The sequence below is a fragment of the Lysobacter sp. CC-YZS074 genome (assembly GCF_056739745.1).
Genome location: NZ_CP200301.1, coordinates 2,560,903 through 2,585,021 on the forward strand (window position 1 = coordinate 2,560,903; position 24,119 = coordinate 2,585,021).

Sequence of the window (24,119 nt, forward strand, 5' to 3'; positions counted from 1 at the left end):
GAACGGCGGGCCCGGGCCCGCCGTTTTTTTTGCCCGCTAGGGCTCCCCGGCGGCCGCGCGATCCGCCGGAAGGCTGCGCTGTGCCCGCACCACGCCCCACGCCCCAGCGGCAAAGCCCAGCGCCACGACCACGCCGGTCGCGAACACCGCCGTGGAACCGAGCACCGCCACCGCCTTGTGCACCCATACGAACGTAAGGTCGCCGCCGCGGTAGACCACGGTGTCGATCACCGCCTTGGCCTTGTAGCGGGCCTCGCGGTCGACCCGGGTGTACAGGGTTTCGCGACCGGGCTTGGCCAACGAGAACTCGCCGGCGCGGGTCGCCACCTGCACCACCGCCACCATCAACGGCAGGGGCGAGGCGGTCAGCATGCAGTAGCCGAGCAGGATCGCGAACGCGGGAATCATCAGCGACGGCGCCACGCCGTGCCGGCGCAGCAGCCAGCGGGTCAGGAACAGCTGGACCACCAGGGTGAGCCCGTTGACCGCCCAGTCGATCGTCGCGTAGTAGCGCGTGGCCGCTTCGGCCGTCGGGTAGAACTCGCGGACGATCGCCGCCTGCTCGTTGTAGAGCAGGGTGCCGACCCCGACGCCGAACAGCATCATGAGGGCGAGCGCGCGCAGCAGCGGGCGTTCCCACACCAGGCGCAGCCCCGCCAGCACCGAACCGCCCATCGCCACCTCGCCGCTGCGCTCGCCGTGCAGGCGTTCGCGCTGCAACGCCCAGGGACGCAGGCGCAGGATGCACAGCAGGCACACGGCAAGGAATCCGGCGGACACCAGCAGCAGGTTCGCCACGCCGAGCGGTCCGACCAGCCAGCGCGTGATCGCCGGCCCCACCAGCGCGCCGATCGTGCCTCCCGCGCCGATGTAGCCGTAGAAGCGCTTGGCGTGCTCGTTGTCGAACACGTCGGCCATGAAGCTCCAGAACACGGCGACCGCGAACAGGTTGAACACCGCGCTCCAGATGTAGAAGGCGGCGCCGCGGCCGGACACGCCGGTGTCGAACAGCCAGTAAAAGCCGCCAAGGCAAGCGATGAAGACCAGGTACACCACCGGCAGGAACACCCGCCGCGGGAATCGCGCGACCAGCGCGCCGTACACCGGTTGCAGCAACACCATCGCGACGAACACCACGCTGAACAGCACCTGCAGCGTGTAGTCGCCAAGCGGGAAACCGGCACCTGCAGAGAGCTCGACCAGCCAGCGCGGAAACACCGTTGCGGCGTCGCCCGACGCGCCCATCGCATCGCGCACCGGCCGCAGCACGTAGTAGCCGCACAGCAGGCTGAAGAAGTACAGCAGCGACCACCACAACGGCGGCGACTCGGCCAGCGCACCACGGAAGCGATGCAGGCGTGAGGTGGCAACGGAGGTCAAGGACGGAGGCCGGCGGACGATGCGGCACGGTAGCCGAAGACGGCCGCCGCTGTCAGTGGACGGCACCGAATACCGGCGGCAACGGGCAATGCAGCACGGCGCATACGGTGCGCAGCAGCTCGGCTTCGGCGACGCTGACCCGGCCGTCGTGGCTGATCGCCACGGTGACCGCCTCGACGAGCACCTGCTTGGCCAGCGGGTCGAGCGCGTCCAGCGGCGACCACACCGTGTCGAGCGCGCGCACGAAATCACGCGGCGGCTGGTAGGGGATGTGCTCGCGCGGGAGGACGCGCTGCATGCCGGCGAGATAGGCATGGCGGGCGGATGCCTGGTCGGCATGCCCCGCCTGCGCGACCACCCCAAGCAGGGTCGCGATCTCGTTTCTGAGCGCCCCCGGCTTGCGACGTCCGAAAGCGACGTGGCGTCCCGGGTCGAGTGATTCGCGCAGCTGGACCACCAGCAGACGCCCCAGACAGTGCTCGAACAGGGAAACGCCACCGTCGGCCGACACCATGGCGTCCACCGCGTCGAGGAAGAGTTCGCGTTGCGGACGCGGGCGCCGCCGCAGCACCGGAAACGCGAGCTCGGCCAGCGGCAGGCGCAGCATGGGGTGCAGCGGCGCGAGGTGGCGCTCGTGCAGGTCACGCGCACGTTCCGCCACGGGCGCGCCGAGCCGCCCTCCGATCCCGAACAACTGCCGTCGCGCCACGGCACCGTCGCGGTCGAGGAGCAGCCCGAGCAGCATCGGCATCACCGCTTCGCGGTCGCGTGCCAACGCCCTCAAGGGCTCGCCCAATCCACCGACGACCGCATCCGCACGGCGCTGGTCGTCGCCGTCCGGGCTGCCGACGTGCGCGGCCACCATCGCCGCGCTGATGCCCTGTTCGGCATCCGTTCCCGGCAGGCCCGCGGGAACATGCAACCCCAGGGCCATGTCTTCCGGCAGGCCGTGTGGCGGCTGATCTGCCCACTGGCGCGAAAGCGCCTCCAGCCGGGGCGCGTTGAAGCCCGGTTCCAGTGCGCGGATGCGCTCGAGCAGCGGCGGGTGGGTGGCGAACCAGGACTCGAGTCGCCCGCCCCACCCCGAGCCTTCGCCGAACAGCATGTGACTGATCTCCTCCGCGCCGCCCGACGCGAGTGCGGAGCCGTCCTCCAGCCCGCCGATCTTCTTCAGCGCCCCGGCCAAGCCCGCGTTCTGGCGGGTGAACTGCACCGCGCTGGCGTCGGCCAGCCGCTCACGGCTGCGGCTCACGCCGGCCCGGATCAGCCGCGCGAAAAGCAAGCCGATCCAGCCGATCACGATCATCAGCCCTCCGACCGTCATCACCCCGAACGCCAGACCGCGCCCCCGGGTGCTCAGGCCGGCGCTGCCGAAATCCAGTACGTGCCGGCCGATCAGCCCCAGCATGGAAATGCCGTACAGCACGCCCACCAGCCGCAGATTGATGCGCATGTCACCGTTGAGGACGTGGGCGAACTCGTGCGCGATCACGCCTTGCAGCTCGTCGCGGTTGAGCCGTTCCAGCGCGCCCCGGGTGACCGCCACCACCGCGTCGGCGGGCGTGTGGCCGGCGGCAAAGGCGTTGATGCCCGGTTCGTGGTCGAGCACGTACAATCGCGGCACGGGCACGCCCGAGGCGATGGCGACCTCTTCGGCGACGTTGCGCAGGCGGCGCAGGTCGGCGTCGGTGCAGTCCTCCGCTACCGGCATACCGCCGAGTTGCGCGGCGATCGCCTCGCCGCCGCCGGCCAGGCCGGCGATGCGGTACAGCGACCCGCAACCGATCACCATCAGGGTCAGGACCGTGGCGACCCCCACCGCGGCAACGCTGCCGCCGGTCACCAGCCACGCCAGCGCGTCGACTGCCAGCACGATGGCGCCGACCGCGAGCGCGAACAGCACCACCAGCCGCGTCGTCGTCCGGCGCGCGGACGCCTGGCGTTCGAAGAAGTTCATGGCCGGGCCCCCACCCGGGCGTCAGCGGCCGGAAGCCGCCACGCCGGTCGTCAGAACCGCACCTGCGGGGCCAGCCGCATCTGCGGCTGGTCGGCCGGCAACGACAGCGGTGCGGCCGCGGCAAAGCCGAAGTTGCCCGCGATCAGGCTCGACGGGAAGACCTCGCGCTTGTTGTTGTATGCCATGACAGCGTCGTTGTAGGCCTGACGCGCGAAGGCCACCCGGTTCTCGGTACTGGTCAGCTCCTCGGTGAGCTGCGCCATGGTCCGGTCCGCCTTGAGCTCCGGATACGCCTCGGCCACCACCATCAGCCGGCCCAGCGCACCGTCGAGCTGGCGCTCGCCCGCATCCAGCTGCGCCATCGCCCCGGCGTCGCCGGGCCGCGACTTGGCCGCCGCCAGTCCGGACACCGCGGCCGCGCGCGCCTGGATGACCGACTCCAGCGTTTCGCGCTCGTGGCCGAGATACGCCCTGGCGGTTTCGACAAGATTGGGGATCAGCTCGAAGCGCCGCTGCAGCTGGACGTCGATCTGGGCGAACGCGTTGCGGAACGCGTTGCGCGCGGTGACGAGGCCGTTGTACATGCCGATCGCCCAGAACATGAACAGGAGGAACAAAGCCAACAAAATCATGAAGCTGAACATGTTTGCTCGCGTAGTCCGGAAATTCGGCGCTATGATCGGTTGCCCCGAGCATACGCAGGCATAGCGACCTATGAAAGACGAAGCCGGCCGGCTCCCTCGCATTGGTGGGCGCTTGGGTGCGCTCGCTTTCCTGCTGACCCTGACCCTGGGTTCGGCCGCGCAGACGTCACTGCCCTGGGGTGCTCATCCCGCGCCGGATACGGCAACGTCCGGATCGGCCGTCCCGGCTTCCGGCACGACTGAGGCCGCACCCGCGCCGACCGCCGCGGTTCCGCAGCCACCGGCTCGTCCGCCGGCCGCGCCCCTGCCGCCCGAGTTCGACGTACGCATGTTCGAGGCGATGGCGCAGCAGATCGTCGTTAATCAGCGTGTGCCCGGCCTGGCCATGGCGATCGTCCACGACGGCAAGGTGCTGAGTGCGCGCGGCTACGGCATCACCGACGTCAGCGACGCCGAACCGGTCGACGCCCATACGGTGTTCCGCCTGGCTTCTTTGTCGAAGGCGTTCGCCGGCACGCTCACCGGCCTGCTGGTCAGCGACGGCATGCTCCGCTGGGACAGCAAGCTCACCGACTACATGCCCGGCTTCCACCTGAGCCAGCCCGGCGCGGCGCAGAAGATCACCGTGGCCGACCTGCTCAGCCACCGCGTCGGCCTGTCGCACAACGCCTACGACCGTGACCTCGAAAACTACGTCGATTACCGCACCCTGACCCGCAAGCTCGCCAACGCGCCGCTCAAGTGCGAACCGGGCACCTGCTATGCCTACCAGAATGTCGCCTTCAGCCTGATCGGCGACATCGTGTTCGCCACCACCGGCGACTTCTACAGCCAGGAAGTGCAGCACCGGCTGCTGAAGCCGCTCGGGATGAACGACGCCAGCCTCGGCCTGGAAGGCATCGAATCGAGCGCCCGCTGGGCCAAGCCGCACGTGCGCGGCCGCGGCGGCTGGGTGTCGGTGATGCCCAAGCCGACCTACTACGAAGTCGCCCCGGCGGCCGGTGTCAACGCCAGCGCCACCGACATGGCGCAGTGGCTGATCGCCCAGACCGGCCATCGCACCGATGTCATCCCGGCTCCGTTGCTGGCCACCCTGCACCAGCCGCTGGTCGACACGCCGTACCAGACCCGCAGCTCCGCGTGGCGGCGCGCGCGGCTGGACTGGGCCGGCTACGGCCTGGGCTGGCGACTGTACGACTACGCCGGCGAGCGCCTCGTCTACCACGCCGGCGCGGTGCAGGGCTATCGCGGCATGATCGCCGTGCTCCCCGGGCAGGACCTCGGCATCGCCGTGTTGTGGAACGGCGAAAGCTCGCTGCCGTCCGGCCTGCTGCCGACGATGGTCGACCGGGCCCTGGGCATTCCGTCGGAAGCGACCGCCTGGCTCGATATCGATTTCGACCAGCCGACCTGGTACGCGGAGAACGGCCGCACCGCCCCCGGCAGCACCGCGACCCGCGCAACCGCCGCGCCACGGTGATGCACCCGCGTCGCTGGTAGCGGGCGACTTCGCGCGGATTGCGCGTTGCCCGGCATTGCGCGGGTAGCGCTTCACCACGCCTGATCCTGCCCATTAAAAAACCCTCCCCCGCCTGGGCCGCGGGGGAGGGTGCATTTGCGGTGTTGCGGTACCGGGTCGGCTTAGATCATCGGTGCCGGAGTGGCCGGCATCGCGGTCGGGGCCTGCTGCTTCTTGGTGGCGCGGCGGGTCGGCTTCTTCGCAGCCGTCTTCTTGGCGGCCGGCTTCTTCGCGGCAGCCTTCTTCGCCGCCGGCTTCTTGGCAGCCGTCTTCTTGGCGGCCGGACGCTTGGTCGCCGCCTTCTTGGCGGTCTTCTTGGTCGCGGTCTTCTTGCTGGCCGACTTCTTCACCGCCTTCTTGGCCGTGGCCTTCTTTGCCGTCGCCTTCTTCGCGGTGGCCTTCTTGGCGGTCTTCCTGGTCGCGGTCTTCTTGCTGGCGGTCTTCTTGGTCGCCGCCTTCTTGGCGGTCGCCTTCTTCACCGACTTCTTGGCGGCGCTCTTCTTGACGGCCTTCTTGGCGGCCGGCTTCTTCACCGCCTTCTTGGCCGCGGACTTGCCTGCGGTCTTCTTGGCAGCGGCCTTCTTGGCTGCCGGCTTGGCAGTCTTCTTCGCCGCCTTCTTGGCAGCAGGCTTCTTCTTCGCAGCTTTCTTCGTGGCCATGTGATGGCTCCTCGTCAGTGGTCTATCGGGGTGTACAGCCCAGTAGCAATGCCGCGGGGGGCGACCCCGCGACCAACCGCCGGCACCTGTCGGCACCGGATCGGATCCGCACCTCGCCTCGCATGATGCCGCCCGCCGGAACCGCGGCTGCCGGGCAAACAAAAACCCGATCCGCCGTTGGCGAACCGGGTTGCATGCAAGGGAGGTTTCCGCGATTTCGCGAGTGCCGATTCCGCCGGGGACAGGAATGCCGCGTCCACCGTTTTGAGCATCAGGGCGGAGGTCCGGTTTGTTGCCCGCGTTGTCGCGTTGTCTTTGCTCACTCGCTTCCGCAGGAAACGTCTGCTTGGCGAAACCTAATCACGGTTTTTCATAGTGTCAACAAGTGTCCGCGATTTTTTTTCGATGGCTGCAAGGCCTGCTGTGCTTGGCTTCCAGCGCCCGTGTCATCTGCTGCGATCGGCGCGTTTGGAGGAATGGCAAAGCGATGGTGGTGGCACGCGCTGAAAGCCAAGCGCAGCGTGGCCTGCAGCGTATCGGTCGTCGATGCTTGCCGCGCGCAGGCGAACGCGACCGGAAATTCCCGCGGCACCGGGTTGGCGATAATTTCACCACCCGGTTTTCCGTGCGGAGGGTGGGTGTCCGGTACGTGTTTCGCAACGCACAAGCACGATTGCGACGTTTTTGCGCGAACCCGCCACCGTGTTTTCGAGCCGCGCATCGGGCTCGCCTCCATCCGTGCAACAAAAAATCCGCGCCGTCGCCGACGCGGATTCCGGTCACCGCTCCCGTTCCGACCGGGACGGTTGCGCGGCGCGACGACTCAGTGCTCGTCGTCTTCGAGCAGCTCGGCGTAGGCGTCGGGGTCGAGCAGCTCGTTCGCCTGCTCCGGCTCCTCCATCTGGAGGGTGAAGATCCAGCCGTCGCCGAACGCATCCTCGTTGATGGTCTCGGGCTTGTCGTTCAACGCCGTGTTGACCTCGAGCACGGTGCCGGACACCGGCGCGTAGACATCCGACGCCGCCTTCACCGACTCGACCACCGCGCACGCGGTGCCCGCCTCGATGCGGTCGCCGACGTTGGGCAGTTCGACGTAGACCAGGTCGCCCAGCAGACCCTGCGCATGCTCGGAGATGCCGATGGTGGCCTTGCCGTCGCCTTCGACGCGGACCCATTCGTGGGATTTCAGGAACTTCAGGTCGCCGGGAATCTCGCTCATGGGTGCTCCGGATGCGGGATGGAAGGAAGGGGAAAGTAGTGTAGCGAAGGCGCCGGCGGGATTGCCGGCGCGTGGCGGTCAGGCAAGCACGCCGTCCTGTGCCTGGCCCTCGCGCACGAACGGGAATCGCACCACCCGCACCGGCACTTCCTTGCCGCGGATGTCGACCCGGACATCGCCCGCGGCGCCGGGCGCGAGGTCGCCTGCCGGAACCCGCGCGAACGCGATCGCCTTGCCGAGCGTCGGCGAGAACGTGCCCGACAGGATCTCGCCTTCGCCGTGCGGGGTCAGCACCTTCTGGCCGTGGCGGAGCACGCCCCGCTCGTCCATGACCAGGCCGATCATCTGGCGCGCGGCACCGCTCGCCTTCTGCCGCTCCAGTACGTCGCGGCCGATGAAGTCGCGTCCCTCGTCGAGTGCGACCGTCCATCCGAGCGCGGCCTCGTAAGGCGAAACGGCATCGTCCATGTCCTGGCCATACAGGTTCATGCCCGCCTCCAGCCGCAGGGTGTCCCGCGCGCCCAGGCCGGCCGGCTTCACCCCTGCGGCGAGCAGGGCTTCCCAGAGGGCGACGGCGCGGTCCTGCGGCACCACCACTTCGAACCCATCCTCACCGGTGTAGCCGGTGCGGGCGACGAACAACTCGGTGCCGTCGTCCATCTGCGCGGTACGCGCGGCGAACCGACCGAGTTTGGAGATCGCCGCGCGGTCGTCTTCGCGCAGCAGGGCGATGACCTTCTCGCGTGCCTGCGGCCCCTGCACCGCGATCATGCCGAAGTCCTCGCGCTCGCCGACCTCGACACCGAAGGGCTCGGCCTGCTGGCGGATCCAGGCCAGATCCTTCTCACGGGTGGAGGCGTTGACCACGAGGCGGAAGAAGTCCTCGGCGAGGAAATAGATGATGAGGTCGTCGATGACGCCACCCTGCTCGTTGAGCATGCAGGTGTAGAGCGCCTTGCCCGGCTTGCTCAGCTTGTCGACCGAGTTGGCGACCAGCCGTCGCAGGAACTCGCGGGTGCGATCGCCGCGCAGGTCGACCACGGTCATGTGGGAGACGTCGAACATGCCGGCGCTCTGGCGCACCAGGTGGTGCTCGTCGATCTGCGAGCCGTAGTGGATGGGCATGTCCCAGCCGCCGAAGTCGACCATCTTGGCGCCGAGCGCGCGGTGGCTGTCGTTGAGGATGGTCTTCCGGGTCATGGAGTCGGCGGCCTGCGATGGGGGATCCGCATTATCCCAGACCGGACGGCCGCCGGCGGCGCCGGCGTACGGAACGGCGGACGTCGCGCCGACGCGGCCGCCGACGCAAAGGACTTCAGGCCGGTTCCACCAACAGGGCCATGCCTTCGCTGCCGGTGATGCGCACCGCGGCACCGACGGGCAGGTCCGGACCGTTGACGTCCCAGTAGGCGTCGGCGATCTGCACGCGCCCACGGCCGGCGACGATCGCCTGCTCCAGCGGCACCACCCGGCCTACGAGCGCATCCGCGCGGCGGTTCAGGGTCGGCCGGTCGCTCTGGCGCTCGCGGCCGCGGAAGCGGGTGCGGTAGAGCTGGATTGAGGCGAAGCTCAGGCCGATGAAAGCGACCACCTGCGCCAGCAGCGGCAGGTCGAACAGCAGCACCAGCACGAACACCGCCGTTGCCGCGAACCCGAGCCACAGCATGAAGGCGCCCGGCGCCAGCGCTTCGGCTGCGAACAGCAGCAGCGCGATCGCGGCCCATGTCACCGCGGGCCAGTCCCAGCGCATGTCAGCCTCCGCTCCGCGGCGGCACGGCGGTGCGTGCGCTGGCCGGCCGGTCGAGCGCTTCCCTGGCGAGGTCCGCAATGCCCGCGAGCGAGCCGATCACGCCGGCCGACTCCATCGGCATCAGCACGAACTTCTGGTTCGGCGCCTCGGCCAGCGATTTGAATGCCTCGATGTACTTCTGCGCGACGAAGTAGTTGATCGCCTGCACGTTGCCGGCCGAGATCGCGTCCGACACCATCTGGGTGGCCTTGGCTTCGGCTTCGGCCAGCCGCTCGCGCGCCTCGGCTTCGCGGAACGCGGCTTCGCGCTCGCCCTCGGCTTCGAGAATGGTGCTCTGCTTCTCGCCCTCCGCCTTCAGGATCTCGGCCTGGCGGAAGCCCTCGGCTTCGAGGATGTTGGCGCGCTTCTCGCGCTCGGCCTTCATCTGGCGCGCCATCGCCTCGACCAGATCGCGCGGCGGCGCGATGTCCTTGAGCTCGATCCGGTTGACCTTCAGCCCCCACGGGTGGGTCGCCTGGTCGACCGCGGCCAGCACCTTGGCGTTGATCTCGTCGCGCCGCGACAGCGATTCGTCGAGGTCCATCGAACCGATCGACGTACGGATGTTGGTCATCACCAGGTTGAGGGTGGCGATCTCCAGCTGCGCGACTTCATAGGCGGCCTTGGCCGCGTCGAGCACCTGGAAATACACCACGCCATCGACCTTGACCACCGCGTTGTCCTTGGTGATCACGTCCTGGCTGGGCACCTCCAGCACCTGCTCCATCATGTTGATCTTGCGGCCGATGCCCTGGTAGACCGGGATCAGGAAATGCAGGCCCGGTGACAGGGTGTGGGTGTACTTGCCGAAGGCCTCGACGGTCCACTCGTAACCCTGCGGCACCATGCGCACCGCCTTGAACAGGATCACCACGCCGGCGACCAGCAAAACGACCGCGAGAATCGTCCCCAGACTCATGCCCACCCCCTCCGTTTGTTGGAGTGAGTATAGGCAGCGCGCCCGCCGGTGGGGTCGGGCGCGGAGCGCTATTTGGTGAGGATCAGCTTGTCGTTGCGGGTGTGGCGCAGGCGGTAGACCTCGCCGCCGTGGCGGATCAGCACCTCGCGGGTGCCCCGCAGGAGGGCATCGCTGTGCAGTGCCGGGAGTGGCGCCGGGGAGTACACCGGCGGCATCGCGCGTTCAGCACGGCCCTGGGCGGACAGGTGGAGGACGTTATGGCGCGGAGCGGCTTGCGGGTTCATCGACGGCAGCCTCTGGAGGAGTCGCCATGATGATAATGATTCTCATTTGATGTTCAAGCGGGGGGGTTCAGGCGCTCTCGGCCCTCACCCGCTGCCAGGCGGTCTCGTCCAGCCGCTCCACCAGCTCCAGCGCCTGCAGGTTCTGCTCGAGCTGTTCGACCCGGCTCGCCCCGAGGATCACGCTGGATACGTGGGGATTGCGCAGGCACCAGGCGATCGCCAGCGGTGCGGGGGCGACGCCCAGCTCGTCGGCCACCGCGGTGAAGCGGCGCGCGCGCTCCAGCCGGCGCTCGCTCTCGCTGCCGACGATGGTCCGGCGCAGGTGCGGACCGAGCGCGCCGAAGCGGCCGTCCTCGGAGATGCCGGCGTTGTAGCGCCCGGTCAGCAGGCCGGAGGCCAGCGGCGACCACGTCGTCGCACCCATCCCGTATTCGGCGTAGAGCGGGGCGTACTCCAGCTCGACCCGGTCGCGATGCAGCAGGTTGTACTGTGGCTGCTCCATCGTCGGCGGCTGCAGGTGCTGCGCACGGGCGATGCGGTGTGCCTCGCGGATCTGCCCGGCCGACCACTCCGACGTCCCCCAGTACAGCACCTTGCCCTGCCGGACCAGCGCGTCCATCGCGCGCACGGTCTCCTCGATCGGCGTGTCCGGGTCCGGGCGATGGCAATAGAACAGGTCGAGGTAGTCGACCCGCAAGCGCCCGAGCGCGGCATGGCACGCGTCGGTGACGTGCTTGCGCGACAGACCCTGCTGGGTGGGACGCGGATCCGCGGTCGCACCGAAGAAGACCTTGCTCGACACGCAGTATCCGTCCCGCGGCAGGCGCAGGTCGGCGATGACGTCGCCCATGACCCGTTCGGCGTCGCCGTGGGCGTAGCTCTCGGCGTTGTCGAAGAAATTGACGCCGTGGTCCCACCCCGCCGCGACCAGGTTGCGCGCGGTGCCACGGCCGACCTGCGCGCCGAACGTGAGCCAGGCGCCGAATGACAGCGCGGACAGCTGCAGGCCGGACGATCCGAGGCGGCGGTAATGCATGGCGGGACTCCGTTGAAGGCATGCGCAGTTTACGGCCGGGCTCCCGCAACGGCGGCGCGATCGCCAGTACCTGCCCGAGCCTCTACAATGGGCCGGCGATTCCTCCGGGGAGTAGCCCACCCGCGCCACCGCGCGGGGACGTGCGTCAACATGCTTGGCCGGCAGGCCATGGCGCACGAGAGCCGCCACGCGGCCCGGGCAAGACCGAAGGCAGACCCGTGCGAATGACCCCGGCACTTCGGTGCGGGGCCGGGCCGCACGGCGACTGCTTTCCTCCTGCCCCGCCCGGCCCCACGCCACTACATGCTTCCTGCTCCCGAAACCCTGTTTGCCGGGTCCATCCCGTTTGCCGCCGCGCTGATTTCCACCGGCACCGTCGCGCTCGCCGAGATCGGTGACAAGACCCAGCTGCTGGCGTTGCTGCTGGCCGCGCGCTTCCGCCGGCCATGGCCGATCATCGCCGGCATCCTCGTCGCCACCCTGCTCAACCACGCGCTGGCGGCGTGGGTGGGTGCGGTCGCCGCCCAGTGGCTGCGGCCGGAGGTGCTGCGCTGGGTCGTCGCCGCCAGCTTCCTCGCGGTCGCGCTGTGGACGCTCAAGCCCGACTCGATCGATGACGATGCGCAGCTGCCCGCGCGCGGCGCCTTCATCGCCACCACGCTGGCGTTCTTCGTGGCCGAGATCGGCGACAAGACCCAGGTCGCGACGGTCCTGCTGGCCACGCGCTACACCCCGCTGTGGGAAGTGATCGCCGGGACCACCGCCGGAATGCTACTGGCCAACGTGCCGGTGGTGCTGCTCGGCAGCCGCTTTGCCGACCGGCTGCCGTTGAAGGCCGCACGCTATGTCGCCGCGGCGGTGTTCGCCCTGCTGGCCGGATGGGTGGTCTGGCGCGGCATCGGCTGACCCGGCGGCGCCGTCCCGCTGCACGTGCCGCCCTGCGTTATGCTGCCGCGGGGCATGCGGGGTGAAACCATGGAAAGCAGCCGAAACGCCCGTGACGCAGTGGCCGGGCTGCTCGGGCGGCCGGACGAGATCCTGCTGGAAGTCGGCGCTGGGGGCGAGCTGCTGGTCGCTCGGCTGCGTGCGGTCATCGCCGCGCTGCTGCTGCTGCTGCCGCTGGTAAATGCGGTGACCGGCGGCAGCGTCCGCGAAACCCTGATCGGCCTGCTCGGCGCGGTGGTGGTCAACCTCTTCGCACAGGTCTGGCTGCAGCTCGCGCGGCGGCGGCGGCGCTACCGCTGGTTGCCGTTCGCCACGGTCGCCTTCGACGTCACCGCGACCACCTCGGTGCTGGTGGTGCTCGCGTTCAACCACCTGCCGGCAGCGCTCAACAGCATGGTGGTGTGGGGCTGCTATCTGCTGGCGATCGTACTCACCGCCCTGCGCAGCGATGGCCGCACCACCGTGTTCGCCGGCGCGCTGGCGCTGCTGGAGTACGGTCTGCTCAACCTGGCGGTATTCGCCACGGTGTCCTCGCCCGAGCAGCTGATCTCCAGCGATTACGGCGCGGTGACCGTCGGCAGCCAGCTGCAGCGCATGATGCTGCTGGCGATAGCGACGCTGATCACCGCGATGGTGGTGTACCGGATGCAGCGCCTGGTCGAGCTGTCCGGCACCGACGGCCTGACCGGATTGCCGAACCGCACCTGGTTGCTGCACCGGATGCCGCGCCTGCTGGAGGCGGCGGGCGAGGATGGCGGCAGCCTCAGCCTGGCACTGATCGACGTGGACCACTTCAGCCGCGTCAACGAGGAAGCCGGGCACCACGCCGGCGACCGCGCGCTCCGCCACATCGTCGGCGTGCTCAAGGGCATGGCGGACCGCGGCGACTGGCTGGTCCGTCTCGGTGGCGAGGAATTCGTGCTGATCACCCCGCAGCCGCTCGGCACCGCGTGGGAGCGGGTCGACGCGGTCCGGCGCGCGCTCGGCCAGCGGCCGTTCGATCCCGAACGCGGCAACCTCGATCCGCTGCGCCTGACTTTCAGCGCCGGCGTGGCCGCCAGTCCGGGTGACGGACCGGACCTGTCGAGCCTGCTGCGGCGCGCCGACCAGCGCCTCAAGCTGGCCAAGCGCGAAGGCCGCAACCGGGTGATCGCGCGCGACGGCTGACACCCCCGGGAGGATCGCCGGCCGGTTAGCTGAACCGCGGATCGGTTGCCGGCACCCGGCGCGCTGCCCTAACCTGCGCGGTCGTACGGCAGTGGGCCGAAGGGGAAACGAATGGAAGGTCTTGCACGGGTGGCCTTCGGCCTGTTCGGTCTTGCGGTACTGATCGGCATCGCCTGGTTGTTCTCCAATCACAAGAAGGCCGTCGACTGGCGCCTGGTGCTCACCGGCGTCACCCTGCAGATCGGCTTCGCCGCGCTGGTGCTGCTGGTACCCGGCGGCCGCGACGTGTTCGATGCGCTCGGCAACGGCTTCGTCCGGCTGCTGAGCTTCGTCAATGCGGGCTCGGAATTCATCTTCGGCAGCCTGATGGACGTCGACACCTACGGCTTCATCTTCGCCTTCCATGTGTTGCCGACGATCATCTTCTTCGCCTCGCTGATGAGCGTGCTGTACCACCTGGGCGTGATGCAGGCGGTGGTGCGGGCGATGGCCTGGGCGATCACCAAGGTGATGCGGGTGTCGGGCGCGGAGACCACCAGCGTGTGCGCCAGCGTCTTCATCGGCCAGACCGAGGCGCCGCTGACGGTGCGCCCGTACATCTCGAAGATGACCGAGTCCGAGCTGATCACGATGATGATCGGCGGCATGGCGCACATCGCCGGTGGCGTGCTGGCGGCATACGTGGGCATGCTCGGCGGCGGCGACCCGGTGGCGCAGGCGTTCTATGCCAAGCACCTGCTGGCGGCGTCGATCATGGCCGCGCCGGCGACGATGGTGGTCGCCAAGCTGCTGATCCCCGAGACCGGCACCCCGCTGACCCGCGGCACGGTCAAGATGGAGGTCGAGAAGACCACCAGCAACGTCATCGACGCCGCCGCCGCCGGCGCCGGCGACGGCCTGCGGCTGGCGCTGAACATCGGCGCGATGCTGCTGGCCTTCATCGCGCTGATTGCGCTGATCAACTGGCCGCTGACCTGGATCGGCGAGGTCACCGGGCTTTCGGCCGCACTCGGCAAGCCGACCGACATGGCCGCCCTGCTGGGCTACGTGCTATCGCCCATCGCCTGGTTGATCGGCGTGCCGTGGCAGGACGCCAACGTCGTCGGCGGTCTCATCGGCGAGAAGATCGTGCTCAACGAGTTCGTCGCCTACCTGCACTTGGCCGAGATCGTGAATGGCCAGAACCCGGGCGTGGTGCTGACCGAACAGGGCCGGCTGATCGCCACCTACGCCCTGTGCGGCTTCGCCAATTTCAGTTCGATCGCGATCCAGATCGGCGGCATCGGCGGCCTCGCCCCGGACCGCCGCCAGGACCTCGCCCGCTTCGGCCTGCGCGCCGTGCTGGGTGGCACCATCGCCACCCTGATGACCGCGACCATCGCCGGCGTGCTGACCTGGTTCGGCGGCTGATCGGGGTCCCGTGAGCTCCGTCGTCGTCATCGGCTCGTTCAACGTCGACCACGTCTGGTCGCTGCCGGCGCTGCCGCGACCGGGCGAGACCCGCTGCGGCGAGTACCGCACCGGCCCCGGCGGGAAAGGCTTCAACCAGGCGACCGCCGCGGCACGGGCGGGCGCCGACACCGCTTTCCTCTGCGCGCTGGGCGCGGATGCCGGTGGACAACTGGCGCGGGCGCTGGCCGCCGCGGACGCCATCGACCTGCGCGACCACGCCAGCGACGCGCCGACCGGCACCGCCGGCATCTACGTCGACCACGAGGGCCGCAACAGCATCGTGATCGGCCTTGGGGCCAACGCCACGCTGTCGCCTGAATTCGTCCAGGCGCAGAAGGACGTACTGGAACGGACCCGGGTGGTACTGGCGCAGCTCGAGTCGCCGATCGACGCCGTGGCCACGGGGTTCGACCTCGCCCGCCAGGCGGGTGCGTTGACGGTGCTCAATCCCGCCCCGGCCGATGCCGACGTGCCGCCGTCGCTGCTGGCGCTGGCCGACGTGCTGACTCCCAACGAGTCGGAATTCTGCGCTCAGCTCGCCCGCCATTGCGGCGAGCGGATCGACGCCGAAGCGGTGGCCGGGATGGGCGACGAAGCGTTGCATGCGCTGTGTCGACGGCTGCTCCCGCACGGAACCGTGGTGGTCACCCTGGGTGAGGCGGGCTGCTTCGTGTCGCACGCCAACGATGCGCGGCATGGCGACCAGCAGGCGTGCTACCGGCTCGCCGCCAGCCCCGCACGCGCGATCGACACCACCGGCGCCGGCGACGCGTTCAGCGGTGCACTCGCGGCTTCGCTGGCCTCGGGTCGCCCCTGCTTCGCCGATCACGCACGATTCGCGGGACGCTATGCCGCTCGCGCGACCGAGCGTGCGGGCGCCGCATCGGCCATGCCGCTGATCGGCGAACTGGCTTCCTGACGCTTTTGTCCGCGACGAGAGCGCCGCCCGCCCTCTTCGCCGCAACCCGGATGAGACCGGGCTTCCGTGGGAGCGGCTTCAACCGCGATCGTGAGCCGGCGCGGGCGAACGATTCCATGATCGCGGCTGAAGCCGCTCCTGCAGACGCCCGGGAGCGCCCGGAACAAGACGCCATGTGTCGCTAAACTGTCGCCATGCGCATCGGCCCCCACCCCATCGACCCGAAAGTGGTCCTCGCCCCGATGGCGGGGGTCACCGACAAGCCGTTCCGGGTGCTGTGCAAGCGCCTGGGCGCAGGGCTGTGCGTGTCGGAGATGACCACGTCGGACCCGCGCTTCTGGAACACCGCCAAGTCCCGCCACCGCATGGACCACGACGGCGAGCCCGATCCGATCAGCGTGCAGATCGCCGGCACGGTGCCACAGGTGATGGCCGACGCCGCGCGCCACAACGTCGACAACGGCGCGCAGATCATCGACATCAACATGGGCTGCCCGGCCAAGAAGGTCTGCAACGCCTGGGCGGGTTCGGCGCTGATGCGCGAGCCCGCGCTGGTCGCCGACATCCTGGACGCGGTGGTGGGCGCGGTCGACGTGCCGGTGACGCTGAAGATCCGCACCGGCTGGGCCGCCGACCAGCGCAACGCGCTGCAGATCGCCCGCATCGCCGAAGCCGCCGGCATCGCCGCGCTGGCGGTGCACGGTCGCACCCGAGACCAGCAGTACAAGGGCGTGGCCGAGTACGACACCATCACCGAGGTCAAGGCGGCGCTGTCGATCCCGGTGATGGCCAACGGCGACGTCGACTCGCCGCGCAAGGCCGAGGAGGTGCTCAGGCACACCGGTTGCGACGCGGTACTGGTCGGCCGCGCGGCGCAGGGGCGGCCGTGGATCTTCCGCGAGATCGCCCACTACCTCGCCACCGGCGACACCCTGCCGGAGCCCACGCTGGCCGAGGTCCGCGACATCCTGCTCGGCCACCTCGCGCACCTGCACGACTTCTACGGCGAAACCTCCGGCGTGCGCATCGCCCGCAAGCACCTGGGCTGGTACGCGAAGGACCGCCCGGAGAACGCCGCGTTCCGCGCGGTGGTGAACCGCGCCGACAGCGCCGAGGCACAATTGCGCCTGACCCGCGACTACTTCGACGCCCTCGTGGCCGGCGTCGCCCCCGACCTGCCGGCCGCCGCCTGAGCGCGCACGGCCCGAGTTCCCTGCCCATGATCGAATCCTGCAGCGCCACCGACTTCCCCTACCTGCACGGCTTCTCCGAGACCGAGCAGGCCCGCCTGGTCAAGCAGGCGCGGCTCGCCGAATCGACCATCTTCCGCAACATCGACTACGCCGGCGCCAGGCGCCTGCTCGAGGTCGGCAGCGGGGTCGGCGCGCAGACCGAGATCCTGCTGCGGCGCTTCCCGGACCTGCACGTCACCTGCGTCGACCTCAACCCGGCGCAGATCGGCGCGGCCCGGGCGAACCTCGGCGCGCGGTCGTGGCTTGAGGGCCGCTACGAGATCCACGAGGCCGACGCCACCGACCTGCCGTTCGAGCCGCGCAGCTTCGACGCCGCCTTCCTGTGCTGGGTGCTGGAGCACGTGCCGGCGCCGGCACGCGCCCTCAGCGAGGTGCGCCGGGTGCTGCAACCCGGCTCGGTGGTCTACGTCACCGAGGTCATGAACGCCTCGTTCCTGCTCGACCCGTACTCGCCCAACACCTGGCGCTACTGGATGGCGTTCAACGACTTCCAGATCGACAGCGGCGGCGACCCGTTCGTCGGTGCCAAGCTCGGCAACCTGCTCTTGGCCGGCGGTTTCCACGACGTCACCACCGAGGTGAAGACCTTCCACTTCGACAACCGCGAGCCGGCGCGTCGCAAGACCATGATCGCGTTCTGGGAGGAGCTGCTGCTGTCGGCCGCCGACCAGCTGGTCGCCGCCGGCAAGGTCACGCCGGAGGTGGTCGCGGGCGTGCGCGAGGAGATGCGGCAGGTACAGAACGACCCGAACGCGGTGTTCTTCTTCTCGTTCGTGCAGGCGCGCGCGGTCGTCTATTGAAGCGACGCGCCGCGCCCGTCCGTTGACGGTGGCGCACCCGGCGGGGCCGAGACGGACCCCGGTCCGCGCCGATATGCACCCGATGCGCCTTGGCCCGCCCACGCGGTGTCGTCCGCGGTCCAGATGCGCCGCCACAGCGCGGCCAGCCGCCCGCTGGCCTCCCACGGCCACTGGAGTTGCCGCACCGGCACCTCGCGCCAGCCTTGGCCATCGTGTTCGGCCACCACGAACCGGAAGGTGTAATCGGGCTCCGAGCCCATGCGCAGGTCGCTCAGCACCAGCTGGCCGTCACGGCGCTCGGCCTTCATGAAGCCGCGGTTGAACCACGTCAGCCGCTGCACCACCGGGTACTCGTACACCGCGGCGAGCGCCTTCACGTCGGTACGGTACTCGCGGAAACGCATCGCCCCGCGGTCGGCCACGAGCGAGCGCTCGCCCTCGACGAAACCTTCCGGCGTCATCGCCACCACCCGCCACAACAGGATGTTGAAAGGGGTGGGCACCGAGAACCGCGGCGCGTCCTGCAGGTTCAGTGCCGCCAGCGACCGCCCGGCCACGCGCTCGACCTGCCACTTGGCCAGCAGCGAAGCGCCGAGGTAGGCGGTACTCAGCGCCAGCCCCGCCAGCAGCACCTGGGTGCCGAGCCGGCGCCCGCGCGCGAACCATGCCACCACGCATCCCAGCAGCAGCCACACCGTGTACAGCGGATCGATGATGAAAACGCTCGACCACATCGCCGGTTGCGGCGAGAACGGCCACAGCAACTGGGTGCCGTAGACAGTGAACGCGTCCAGCAGCGGATGGGTGAGCAACGCCAGCTGGATCGCCCAGAACCAGCGGCGCGGTGCCTGCGCGACCCGCCCCCCTCGGCTGCGGCACCAGGCCCAGACCGCCCACGCCACGAACGGCAGCACCAGCAGCGAATGGCTGATGCCCCGGTGCCAGGTCATGCGTTCGACCGGGTCGTCGGTCAACAGGTTGATCGGCAGCACGTCGAGGTCGGGCAGCGTGCCCAGCGCGGCGCCGGCCAGCAGCGCCGCGCGGCGGTGTCCCGGCGGGGCGATCGCCGCGGCCACCGCGCCGCCGAGCAGTATCTGGGTGAGCGAGTCCATCGACGCATGCTAACCGCCCACGCCGCCTTAACCGCAGGCATACCCCGTTGCGGGCAGAATGCGACGGGTGCGGCGAGTCTGTATGATTCGCGCCCATCCTTTTATCCGAATGCAAGGATATAGCCCTGATGTCCAGCACCCTGTTCACCTCCGAATCGGTGTCCGAAGGCCACCCGGACAAGATCGCCGACCAGATCTCCGATGCCGTCCTCGATGCCATCCTGACCCAGGACAAGCGCGCCCGCGTGGCCTGCGAGACGATGGTCAAGACCGGCGTGGCGATCGTCGCCGGCGAGATCACCACCTCCGCGTGGATCGATCTGGAGGCGCTGACCCGCAAGGTGATCCTCGACATCGGCTACGACTCCAGCGACGTCGGCTTCGACGGCGCCACCTGCGGCGTGCTCAACCTGATCGGCAAGCAGAGTCCGCACATCGCCCAGGGCGTGGACCGCAAGAAGCCCGAGGAAATGGGCGCCGGCGACCAGGGCCTGATGTTCGGCTACGCCACCAACGAGACCGAAAGCTACATGCCGGCGGCGATCCACCTGTCGCACCGTCTGGTCGAGCAGCAGGCGAAGATCCGCAAGAAGCGCAACTCGCCGCTGCCGTGGCTGCGCCCGGATGCCAAGAGCCAGGTCACTCTTCGCTATGAGGACGGCAAGGCGACCGCGATCGACGCGGTGGTGCTGTCGACCCAGCACGCCCCGGGCATCAAGCAGAAGGACTTGGTCGAGGCCGTGCGCGAGGAGATCCTCAAGCCGGTGCTGCCGGCCAAGTGGCTGCACAAGGGCACCAAGTTCCACATCAACCCGACCGGCAAGTTCGAGATCGGCGGTCCCGTCGGCGACTGCGGCCTGACCGGCCGCAAGATCATCGTCGACACCTACGGCGGCTGGGCGCGCCACGGTGGTGGCGCGTTCTCCGGCAAGGACCCGTCGAAGGTCGACCGCTCGGCCGCCTATGCCGCGCGCTACGTCGCCAAGAACGTCGTCGCCGCCGGCCTGGCCGACCGCTGCGAGGTGCAGGTCAGCTACGCGATCGGCGTGGCCGAGCCGACCTCGATCTCGGTCACCACCTTCGGCACCGGCCGGATCCCCGACGAGCAGATCGAAAAGCTGATCCGCCGCCACTTCGACCTGCGTCCGTACGGCATCATCCAGATGCTCGACCTGGTGCACCCGATCTACCAGTCGACCGCGGCCTACGGGCACTTTGGCCGCAAGCCGAAGGACATGAGCTACACCGACTCTGCCGGCGTCACCCACAACGCGACTGCGTTCTCGTGGGAGAAGACCGACCGCGCCGACGAGCTGCGCAAGGCCGCGAAGCTGAAGTAAGTGGTTGGCCGCGGCCCTCCCATCCGGAGGGCCGCGGCTTTTTGCTTCTGTACGAGCGGTTTCAGCCGCGATCGTGATTCGGCGCGAGCGACCGGCGATCCGATCGCGGCTGAAGCCGCTCCTACAAAAACCCGTCGCCGCCGGGCCCGCGTTCAATCGCCCGTTCCCGGCCCGCGATAGAATTCCCCACCTGCCCCGCCGAGGGGCGCTGCGACCGCGATGCGGTGCGGACCCATCCGCACCGGCCTGCACTCCGTGTGCCGGCCACCAAGCGCGGCCAGGCTCGGCGCGGTTTCACGCACCAACGGCGCCCGGTTGTCTTCACCCGCCCCACCGCAACGGATCGGGGCCCATGACCGGAGCTTCACCCATGAACGCTGTAGCAAAGACCTTCTCGATGGACGGCGACTACAAGATCGCCGACATCTCGCTGGCCGATTTCGGCCGCAAGGAAATCGACATCGCCGAGCACGAAATGCCGGGGCTGATGTCGATCCGCCGCAAGTACGCCGCCGAGGCGCCGCTCAAGGGCGTGCGCGTGACCGGCTCGCTGCACATGACGATCCAGACCGCGGTGCTGATCGAGACGCTCAAGGACATCGGCGGCGACGTGCGCTGGGCCTCGTGCAACATCTTCTCGACCCAGGACCACGCGGCGGCAGCGATTGCCGCGACCGGCACCCCGGTGTTCGCCTGGAAGGGCGAGACGCTGGAGGAATACTGGGACTGCACGCTGGAGGCGCTGAGCTTCCCCGACGGCAACGGCGGCTACCTCGGCCCGCAGCTCGTGGTCGACGACGGCGGTGACGTCACCCTGCTGATCCACAAGGGCTACGAGCTGGAACAGGGCGACGAGTCCTGGGTCAACAGCGCCTCGGGCAGCCACGAGGAGCAGGTCATCAAGAACCTGCTCAAGCGCGTGCACGCCGAGCGCCGCGGCTTCTGGACCACCGTCGTGCGCGACTGGAAGGGCGTGTCGGAGGAGACCACCACTGGCGTCCACCGCCTCTACCAGCTGGCCGACCAGGGCAAGCTGCTGATCCCGGCGATCAACGTCAACGACTCGGTCACCAAGAGCAAGTTCGACAACCTGTACGGCTGCCGCGAGTCGCTGGCCGACGGCCTCAAGCGCGCGATGGACGTGATGCTGGCTGGCAAGGTCGCGGTGGTCTGCGGCTACGGCGACGTCGGCAAGGGCTGCGCGCACTCTCTGCGGGCCTACGGCGCGCGCGTGGTGGTGACCGAGATCGACCCGATCTGCGCGCTGCAGGCGGCGATGGAAGGCTTCGAGGTCAACACCGTCGAGTCGACCCTCGGCCGTGGCGACATCTACGTCACCACCACCGGCAACAAGGACATCATCACCGTGCAGCACATGCAGGCGATGAAGGACCAGGCGATCGTCTGCAACATCGGCCACTTCGACAACGAGATCCAGGTCGACGCGCTGTATGCGTTGGACGGCGTGCAGAAGACCAACATCAAGCCGCAGGTCGACAAGTTCACCTTCAAGGGTGGCAACAGCATCTTCCTGCTGGCCGAAGGCCGCCTGGTGAATCTGGGTTGCGCGACCGGCCACCCGAGCTTCGTGATGTCCAACTCGTTCGCCAACCAGACGCTTGCGCAGATCGACCTGTGGGCCAACAAGGACAGCTACGGCAAGCAGGTCTACCTGCTGCCCAAGAAGCTGGACGAGGAGGTCGCGCGACTGCACCTGGAGAAGATCGGCGTGAAGCTGACCACGCTCAGCGACGAGCAGGCGAAGTACCTCGGTGTCGCGGTCGAGGGACCGTACAAGCCGGACCACTACCGCTACTGATCCGGCGGGCTCAGTCCCACCGAAAGACGGGCGCCTCGGCGCCCGTTTTTTTTGCATGAGGCAGGGAGGGCAACGCGCAGCCCGCGGGACGCCGGGTGTCCCGGCCCGGCTCCGCCGGGGCGTTCTTCGGTCAGGGACTGGAGCGGCCTTTGTAGGAGCGGCTTCAGCCGCGATCTGCAAATGACCCGCCCCCGCCTGCTCCACGATCGCGGCTGAAGCCGCTCCTACAAAAAAATCGGACCATCAAGACATCAAGACATCAAGAGTCACGATTCCATTTACATCCATCCCGATGAAGCGATATATTGCGGACACCTTCATCGCAGCCGCGCGCCATGATCCCGATCAGCTTTGAGTTCTACCCACCCAAGACGGACGAACAGCGCGCGCAACTCGACAAGACAGCGGCGCGGCTGAAGGACCGCGCGCCCGATTACGTCAGCGTCACCTTCGGCGCCGGCGGCTCCACGCTCAGCCATACGCCCGAAACCATCCAGCGGCTGCGCGGGCAGCATGCCTACGACGCCGCGCCGCACATCACCTGCATGGGCGGCTCACGCGAGGAAATCCGCGGCCTGCTCAAGCTCTACCGTGCACTCGGCGCCAAACGCCTCGTCACCCTGCGCGGCGACCTGCCCTCGGGCATGGTCAGCCCGGGCGACCTGCGCTATGCCAGCGAGCTGGTCGAGTTCATCCGGACCGAAACCGGCGACCACTTCCACATCGAAGTCGCGGCCTATCCGGAAATGCACCCGCAGGCGCGCGATTCCCGGATCGACATCGAGAACTTCATCCGCAAGGTGCGCGCAGGCGCCGACGGCGCCATCACCCAGTACTTCTACAACGCCGACGCCTACTTCCGCTTCGTCGACGATATCCGCGCCGCGGGCATCGACATCCCGGTGGTGCCGGGCATCATGCCGATCTCCAACTTCAGCCAGATCCGCCGCTTCTCCGACATGTGCGGCGCCGAGATTCCGCGCTGGATCGCCCAGCGGATGCTGGCCTACGCGGACGATGCCGAGAGCATCCGCGCGTTCGGTGCCGACGTGGTCGCGCAACTCTGCCAGCGCCTGATCCACGGCGGTGCGCCCGGCCTGCACTTCTACACGTTGAACTTGGCGAAACCCACGCTGAACGTGCTCGCGCGGCTGGAGTGATTCAGCCGGCATTACCGCCTCGTTCATCCCCGGAGGCCTTGTCACACAAGGCTTTGACAGCAGGCGGCGGAGCATCGCGATGACCCTTCGCAGTGCACCCCGCCGTGAACAGAATCTCCCTCCTCGCTGCAGCCGGCCTCGTCTTGTCCTTCGTTGCCGCACCCGCGCCCGCCCCCGCGCAGGATGCCGGGACCGGTATCCAGCGCTGCGTTGGCGATGACGGCACCGCCATCTACACCGACAAGGCGTGCACGGCGCTCGGCGCCACCGCCTCGCCGATGCGTGGCGAGCTCCTCAATCGGCTGGTACACACCGGCGGCGGAGGCGCGGGCAGCGCGATGACCACGCCCGACACTCCCCTACCCGCTGCGATCGCGAGGCGCTCGCCGGCGAGTGGCTGCGCGCGCACGCCCACCCAGCTGGCCATGGACCTGCACGGCGCCTGGGCGCTGGGCGACGTGAACCGCATCGCCGAGAGTTACCACTGGGCCGGGCTCGGCGCCGACCAGGGCCGGTCGATCATGCAACGTCTCGAACGACTCGCCGGGCAGACGCTGTGGGATGCCGAATTCTTCGATGCGCGGATCGGCAGCGGCATGATGCAGTTCGCCGACGCCTCCGCACCGGTCGCCACGTCCAATGCCACCGTCGGGGTCATGCAACTGGTGTTCGACGACGGCGCAGGCAGCCGCGTGCAGGACCTGCAGGTACAGCGTTACAACGGCTGCTACTTCGTGCGGTTCTGA

Annotated in this window: 23 protein-coding genes and 1 riboswitch; of the genes, 11 read left to right on the plus strand and 12 right to left on the minus strand. The window is 68.9% G+C overall.

The window, feature by feature from the left end; translation table 11 throughout:
* Positions 1 to 36: 36 nt before the first annotated feature.
* The 3 genes from U8331_RS11590 to U8331_RS11600 are packed head-to-tail and all read right to left on the minus strand — an operon-like array spanning position 37 to position 3,969.
* Positions 37 to 1,380 carry an NTP/NDP exchange transporter gene (locus U8331_RS11590; RefSeq protein ID WP_481131186.1) on the minus strand — a complete coding sequence of 448 codons (1,344 nt, stop codon included), beginning with the start codon at positions 1,378 to 1,380 and terminating at the stop codon, positions 37 to 39.
* 52 nt (positions 1,381 to 1,432) lie between these two features.
* The gene (locus tag U8331_RS11595; RefSeq protein WP_481131187.1) at positions 1,433 to 3,337 is read right to left on the minus strand and encodes a M48 family metallopeptidase; all 1,905 of its coding nucleotides are present in this window, start codon (positions 3,335 to 3,337) and stop codon (positions 1,433 to 1,435) included.
* 50 nt (positions 3,338 to 3,387) lie between these two features.
* Positions 3,388 to 3,969, minus strand: a complete 582-nt coding sequence (locus tag U8331_RS11600; RefSeq protein WP_481131188.1) for a LemA family protein — start codon at positions 3,967 to 3,969, stop codon at positions 3,388 to 3,390.
* Between the two features lie 82 nt (positions 3,970 to 4,051).
* On the opposite strand from U8331_RS11600, the gene U8331_RS11605 reads away from it, so the two are divergent.
* Complete coding sequence (locus U8331_RS11605) at positions 4,052 to 5,461, plus strand: serine hydrolase domain-containing protein (RefSeq protein ID WP_481131189.1); 1,410 nt, start codon at positions 4,052 to 4,054, stop codon at positions 5,459 to 5,461.
* Between the two features lie 161 nt (positions 5,462 to 5,622).
* Here U8331_RS11605 and U8331_RS11610 read toward each other — a convergent pair whose 3' ends face one another.
* The 8 genes from U8331_RS11610 to U8331_RS11645 all read right to left on the minus strand — a co-directional run bounded on the left by U8331_RS11610 (position 5,623) and on the right by U8331_RS11645 (position 11,406).
* Positions 5,623 to 6,159 (minus strand): histidine biosynthesis protein HisIE, encoded by a 537-nt coding sequence (locus U8331_RS11610; protein WP_481131190.1) that lies wholly within the window; start codon positions 6,157 to 6,159, stop codon positions 5,623 to 5,625.
* Positions 6,160 to 6,529: 370 nt separating this feature from the next.
* On the minus strand, positions 6,530 to 6,880 hold the full coding sequence (locus tag U8331_RS11615) for a hypothetical protein (RefSeq protein WP_481131191.1): 351 nt from the start codon (positions 6,878 to 6,880) through the stop codon (positions 6,530 to 6,532).
* Positions 6,881 to 6,982: 102 nt separating this feature from the next.
* Positions 6,983 to 7,378, minus strand: a complete 396-nt coding sequence (gene gcvH, locus U8331_RS11620; RefSeq protein ID WP_481131192.1) for a glycine cleavage system protein GcvH — start codon at positions 7,376 to 7,378, stop codon at positions 6,983 to 6,985.
* A 78-nt stretch (positions 7,379 to 7,456) separates the two neighbouring features.
* Positions 7,457 to 8,578, minus strand: a complete 1,122-nt coding sequence (gene gcvT, locus U8331_RS11625; protein WP_481131193.1) for a glycine cleavage system aminomethyltransferase GcvT — start codon at positions 8,576 to 8,578, stop codon at positions 7,457 to 7,459.
* Between the two features lie 115 nt (positions 8,579 to 8,693).
* Positions 8,694 to 9,128, minus strand: a complete 435-nt coding sequence (locus tag U8331_RS11630; RefSeq protein ID WP_481131194.1) for an NfeD family protein — start codon at positions 9,126 to 9,128, stop codon at positions 8,694 to 8,696.
* Position 9,129: 1 nt separating this feature from the next.
* Positions 9,130 to 10,086 carry an SPFH domain-containing protein gene (locus tag U8331_RS11635; RefSeq protein WP_481131195.1) on the minus strand — a complete coding sequence of 319 codons (957 nt, stop codon included), beginning with the start codon at positions 10,084 to 10,086 and terminating at the stop codon, positions 9,130 to 9,132.
* Positions 10,087 to 10,154: 68 nt separating this feature from the next.
* Positions 10,155 to 10,301, minus strand: a complete 147-nt coding sequence (gene hemP, locus U8331_RS11640; RefSeq protein WP_481132966.1) for a hemin uptake protein HemP — start codon at positions 10,299 to 10,301, stop codon at positions 10,155 to 10,157.
* Positions 10,302 to 10,437: 136 nt separating this feature from the next.
* Positions 10,438 to 11,406: a potassium channel beta subunit family protein gene (locus U8331_RS11645; protein WP_481131196.1), complete on the minus strand. Its 969-nt coding sequence runs from the start codon at positions 11,404 to 11,406 to the stop codon at positions 10,438 to 10,440.
* A 303-nt stretch (positions 11,407 to 11,709) separates the two neighbouring features.
* Between U8331_RS11645 and U8331_RS11650 the strand changes: the two genes are divergently transcribed.
* The 6 genes from U8331_RS11650 (at position 11,710) to U8331_RS11675 (ending at position 17,942) form a co-directional block, all read left to right on the plus strand.
* Complete coding sequence (locus U8331_RS11650) at positions 11,710 to 12,312, plus strand: TMEM165/GDT1 family protein (protein WP_481131197.1); 603 nt, start codon at positions 11,710 to 11,712, stop codon at positions 12,310 to 12,312.
* Between the two features lie 69 nt (positions 12,313 to 12,381).
* Positions 12,382 to 13,518: a GGDEF domain-containing protein gene (locus tag U8331_RS11655; RefSeq protein ID WP_481131198.1), complete on the plus strand. Its 1,137-nt coding sequence runs from the start codon at positions 12,382 to 12,384 to the stop codon at positions 13,516 to 13,518.
* 111 nt (positions 13,519 to 13,629) lie between these two features.
* Positions 13,630 to 14,928, plus strand: a complete 1,299-nt coding sequence (locus U8331_RS11660) for a NupC/NupG family nucleoside CNT transporter (RefSeq protein WP_481131199.1) — start codon at positions 13,630 to 13,632, stop codon at positions 14,926 to 14,928.
* Between the two features lie 10 nt (positions 14,929 to 14,938).
* Positions 14,939 to 15,889, plus strand: coding sequence for a ribokinase (locus U8331_RS11665; protein WP_481131200.1), 951 nt, complete (start codon positions 14,939 to 14,941; stop codon positions 15,887 to 15,889).
* A 194-nt stretch (positions 15,890 to 16,083) separates the two neighbouring features.
* Entirely contained in the window at positions 16,084 to 17,082 is a 999-nt protein-coding gene (gene dusB / locus U8331_RS11670; RefSeq protein ID WP_481131201.1) for a tRNA dihydrouridine synthase DusB, read from the plus strand.
* Positions 17,083 to 17,108: 26 nt separating this feature from the next.
* Positions 17,109 to 17,942 (plus strand): class I SAM-dependent methyltransferase, encoded by an 834-nt coding sequence (locus U8331_RS11675; RefSeq protein WP_481131202.1) that lies wholly within the window; start codon positions 17,109 to 17,111, stop codon positions 17,940 to 17,942.
* Here U8331_RS11675 and U8331_RS11680 read toward each other — a convergent pair.
* Entirely contained in the window at positions 17,936 to 19,054 is a 1,119-nt protein-coding gene (locus U8331_RS11680; RefSeq protein WP_481131203.1) for a metal-dependent hydrolase, read from the minus strand. The two genes, U8331_RS11675 and U8331_RS11680, sit on opposite strands and share 7 nt — an antisense overlap.
* A gap of 128 nt (positions 19,055 to 19,182) precedes the next feature.
* Between U8331_RS11680 and metK the strand changes: the two genes are divergently transcribed.
* The 4 genes from metK (at position 19,183) to U8331_RS11700 (ending at position 24,119) form a co-directional block, all read left to right on the plus strand.
* Positions 19,183 to 20,394: a methionine adenosyltransferase gene (gene metK / locus U8331_RS11685; RefSeq protein WP_481131204.1), complete on the plus strand. Its 1,212-nt coding sequence runs from the start codon at positions 19,183 to 19,185 to the stop codon at positions 20,392 to 20,394.
* Positions 20,395 to 20,588: 194 nt separating this feature from the next.
* Positions 20,589 to 20,714: riboswitch (S-adenosyl-L-homocysteine riboswitch) on the plus strand.
* A gap of 50 nt (positions 20,715 to 20,764) precedes the next feature.
* Positions 20,765 to 22,213, plus strand: a complete 1,449-nt coding sequence (gene ahcY, locus U8331_RS11690) for an adenosylhomocysteinase (protein WP_481131205.1) — start codon at positions 20,765 to 20,767, stop codon at positions 22,211 to 22,213.
* Positions 22,214 to 22,548: 335 nt separating this feature from the next.
* Positions 22,549 to 23,373 carry a methylenetetrahydrofolate reductase [NAD(P)H] gene (gene metF, locus U8331_RS11695; protein WP_481131206.1) on the plus strand — a complete coding sequence of 275 codons (825 nt, stop codon included), beginning with the start codon at positions 22,549 to 22,551 and terminating at the stop codon, positions 23,371 to 23,373.
* 143 nt (positions 23,374 to 23,516) lie between these two features.
* A complete protein-coding gene (locus tag U8331_RS11700; RefSeq protein WP_481131207.1) occupies positions 23,517 to 24,119 on the plus strand; it encodes a hypothetical protein in 603 nt (200 codons plus the stop codon).

Excerpts from the sequence above, each read along its gene's own strand:
- U8331_RS11595 (WP_481131187.1), bottom strand. The coding sequence starts at position 3,337 with ATGAACTTCTTCGAACGCCAGGCGTCCGCGCGCCGGACGACGACGCGG.
- U8331_RS11600 (WP_481131188.1), bottom strand. The coding sequence starts at position 3,969 with ATGATTTTGTTGGCTTTGTTCCTCCTGTTCATGTTCTGGGCGATCGGC.
- U8331_RS11605 (WP_481131189.1), top strand. The coding sequence starts at position 4,052 with ATGAAAGACGAAGCCGGCCGGCTCCCTCGCATTGGTGGGCGCTTGGGT.
- U8331_RS11610 (WP_481131190.1), bottom strand. The coding sequence starts at position 6,159 with ATGGCCACGAAGAAAGCTGCGAAGAAGAAGCCTGCTGCCAAGAAGGCG.
- U8331_RS11615 (WP_481131191.1), bottom strand. The coding sequence starts at position 6,880 with ATGCGCGGCTCGAAAACACGGTGGCGGGTTCGCGCAAAAACGTCGCAA.
- gcvH (WP_481131192.1), bottom strand. The coding sequence starts at position 7,378 with ATGAGCGAGATTCCCGGCGACCTGAAGTTCCTGAAATCCCACGAATGG.
- gcvT (WP_481131193.1), bottom strand. The coding sequence starts at position 8,578 with ATGACCCGGAAGACCATCCTCAACGACAGCCACCGCGCGCTCGGCGCC.
- U8331_RS11630 (WP_481131194.1), bottom strand. The coding sequence starts at position 9,128 with ATGCGCTGGGACTGGCCCGCGGTGACATGGGCCGCGATCGCGCTGCTG.
- U8331_RS11635 (WP_481131195.1), bottom strand. The coding sequence starts at position 10,086 with ATGAGTCTGGGGACGATTCTCGCGGTCGTTTTGCTGGTCGCCGGCGTG.
- hemP (WP_481132966.1), bottom strand. The coding sequence starts at position 10,301 with ATGCCGCCGGTGTACTCCCCGGCGCCACTCCCGGCACTGCACAGCGAT.
- U8331_RS11645 (WP_481131196.1), bottom strand. The coding sequence starts at position 11,406 with ATGCATTACCGCCGCCTCGGATCGTCCGGCCTGCAGCTGTCCGCGCTG.
- U8331_RS11650 (WP_481131197.1), top strand. The coding sequence starts at position 11,710 with ATGCTTCCTGCTCCCGAAACCCTGTTTGCCGGGTCCATCCCGTTTGCC.
- U8331_RS11655 (WP_481131198.1), top strand. The coding sequence starts at position 12,382 with ATGGAAAGCAGCCGAAACGCCCGTGACGCAGTGGCCGGGCTGCTCGGG.
- U8331_RS11660 (WP_481131199.1), top strand. The coding sequence starts at position 13,630 with ATGGAAGGTCTTGCACGGGTGGCCTTCGGCCTGTTCGGTCTTGCGGTA.
- dusB (WP_481131201.1), top strand. The coding sequence starts at position 16,084 with ATGCGCATCGGCCCCCACCCCATCGACCCGAAAGTGGTCCTCGCCCCG.
- U8331_RS11675 (WP_481131202.1), top strand. The coding sequence starts at position 17,109 with ATGATCGAATCCTGCAGCGCCACCGACTTCCCCTACCTGCACGGCTTC.
- U8331_RS11680 (WP_481131203.1), bottom strand. The coding sequence starts at position 19,054 with ATGGACTCGCTCACCCAGATACTGCTCGGCGGCGCGGTGGCCGCGGCG.
- metK (WP_481131204.1), top strand. The coding sequence starts at position 19,183 with ATGTCCAGCACCCTGTTCACCTCCGAATCGGTGTCCGAAGGCCACCCG.
- ahcY (WP_481131205.1), top strand. The coding sequence starts at position 20,765 with ATGAACGCTGTAGCAAAGACCTTCTCGATGGACGGCGACTACAAGATC.
- metF (WP_481131206.1), top strand. The coding sequence starts at position 22,549 with ATGATCCCGATCAGCTTTGAGTTCTACCCACCCAAGACGGACGAACAG.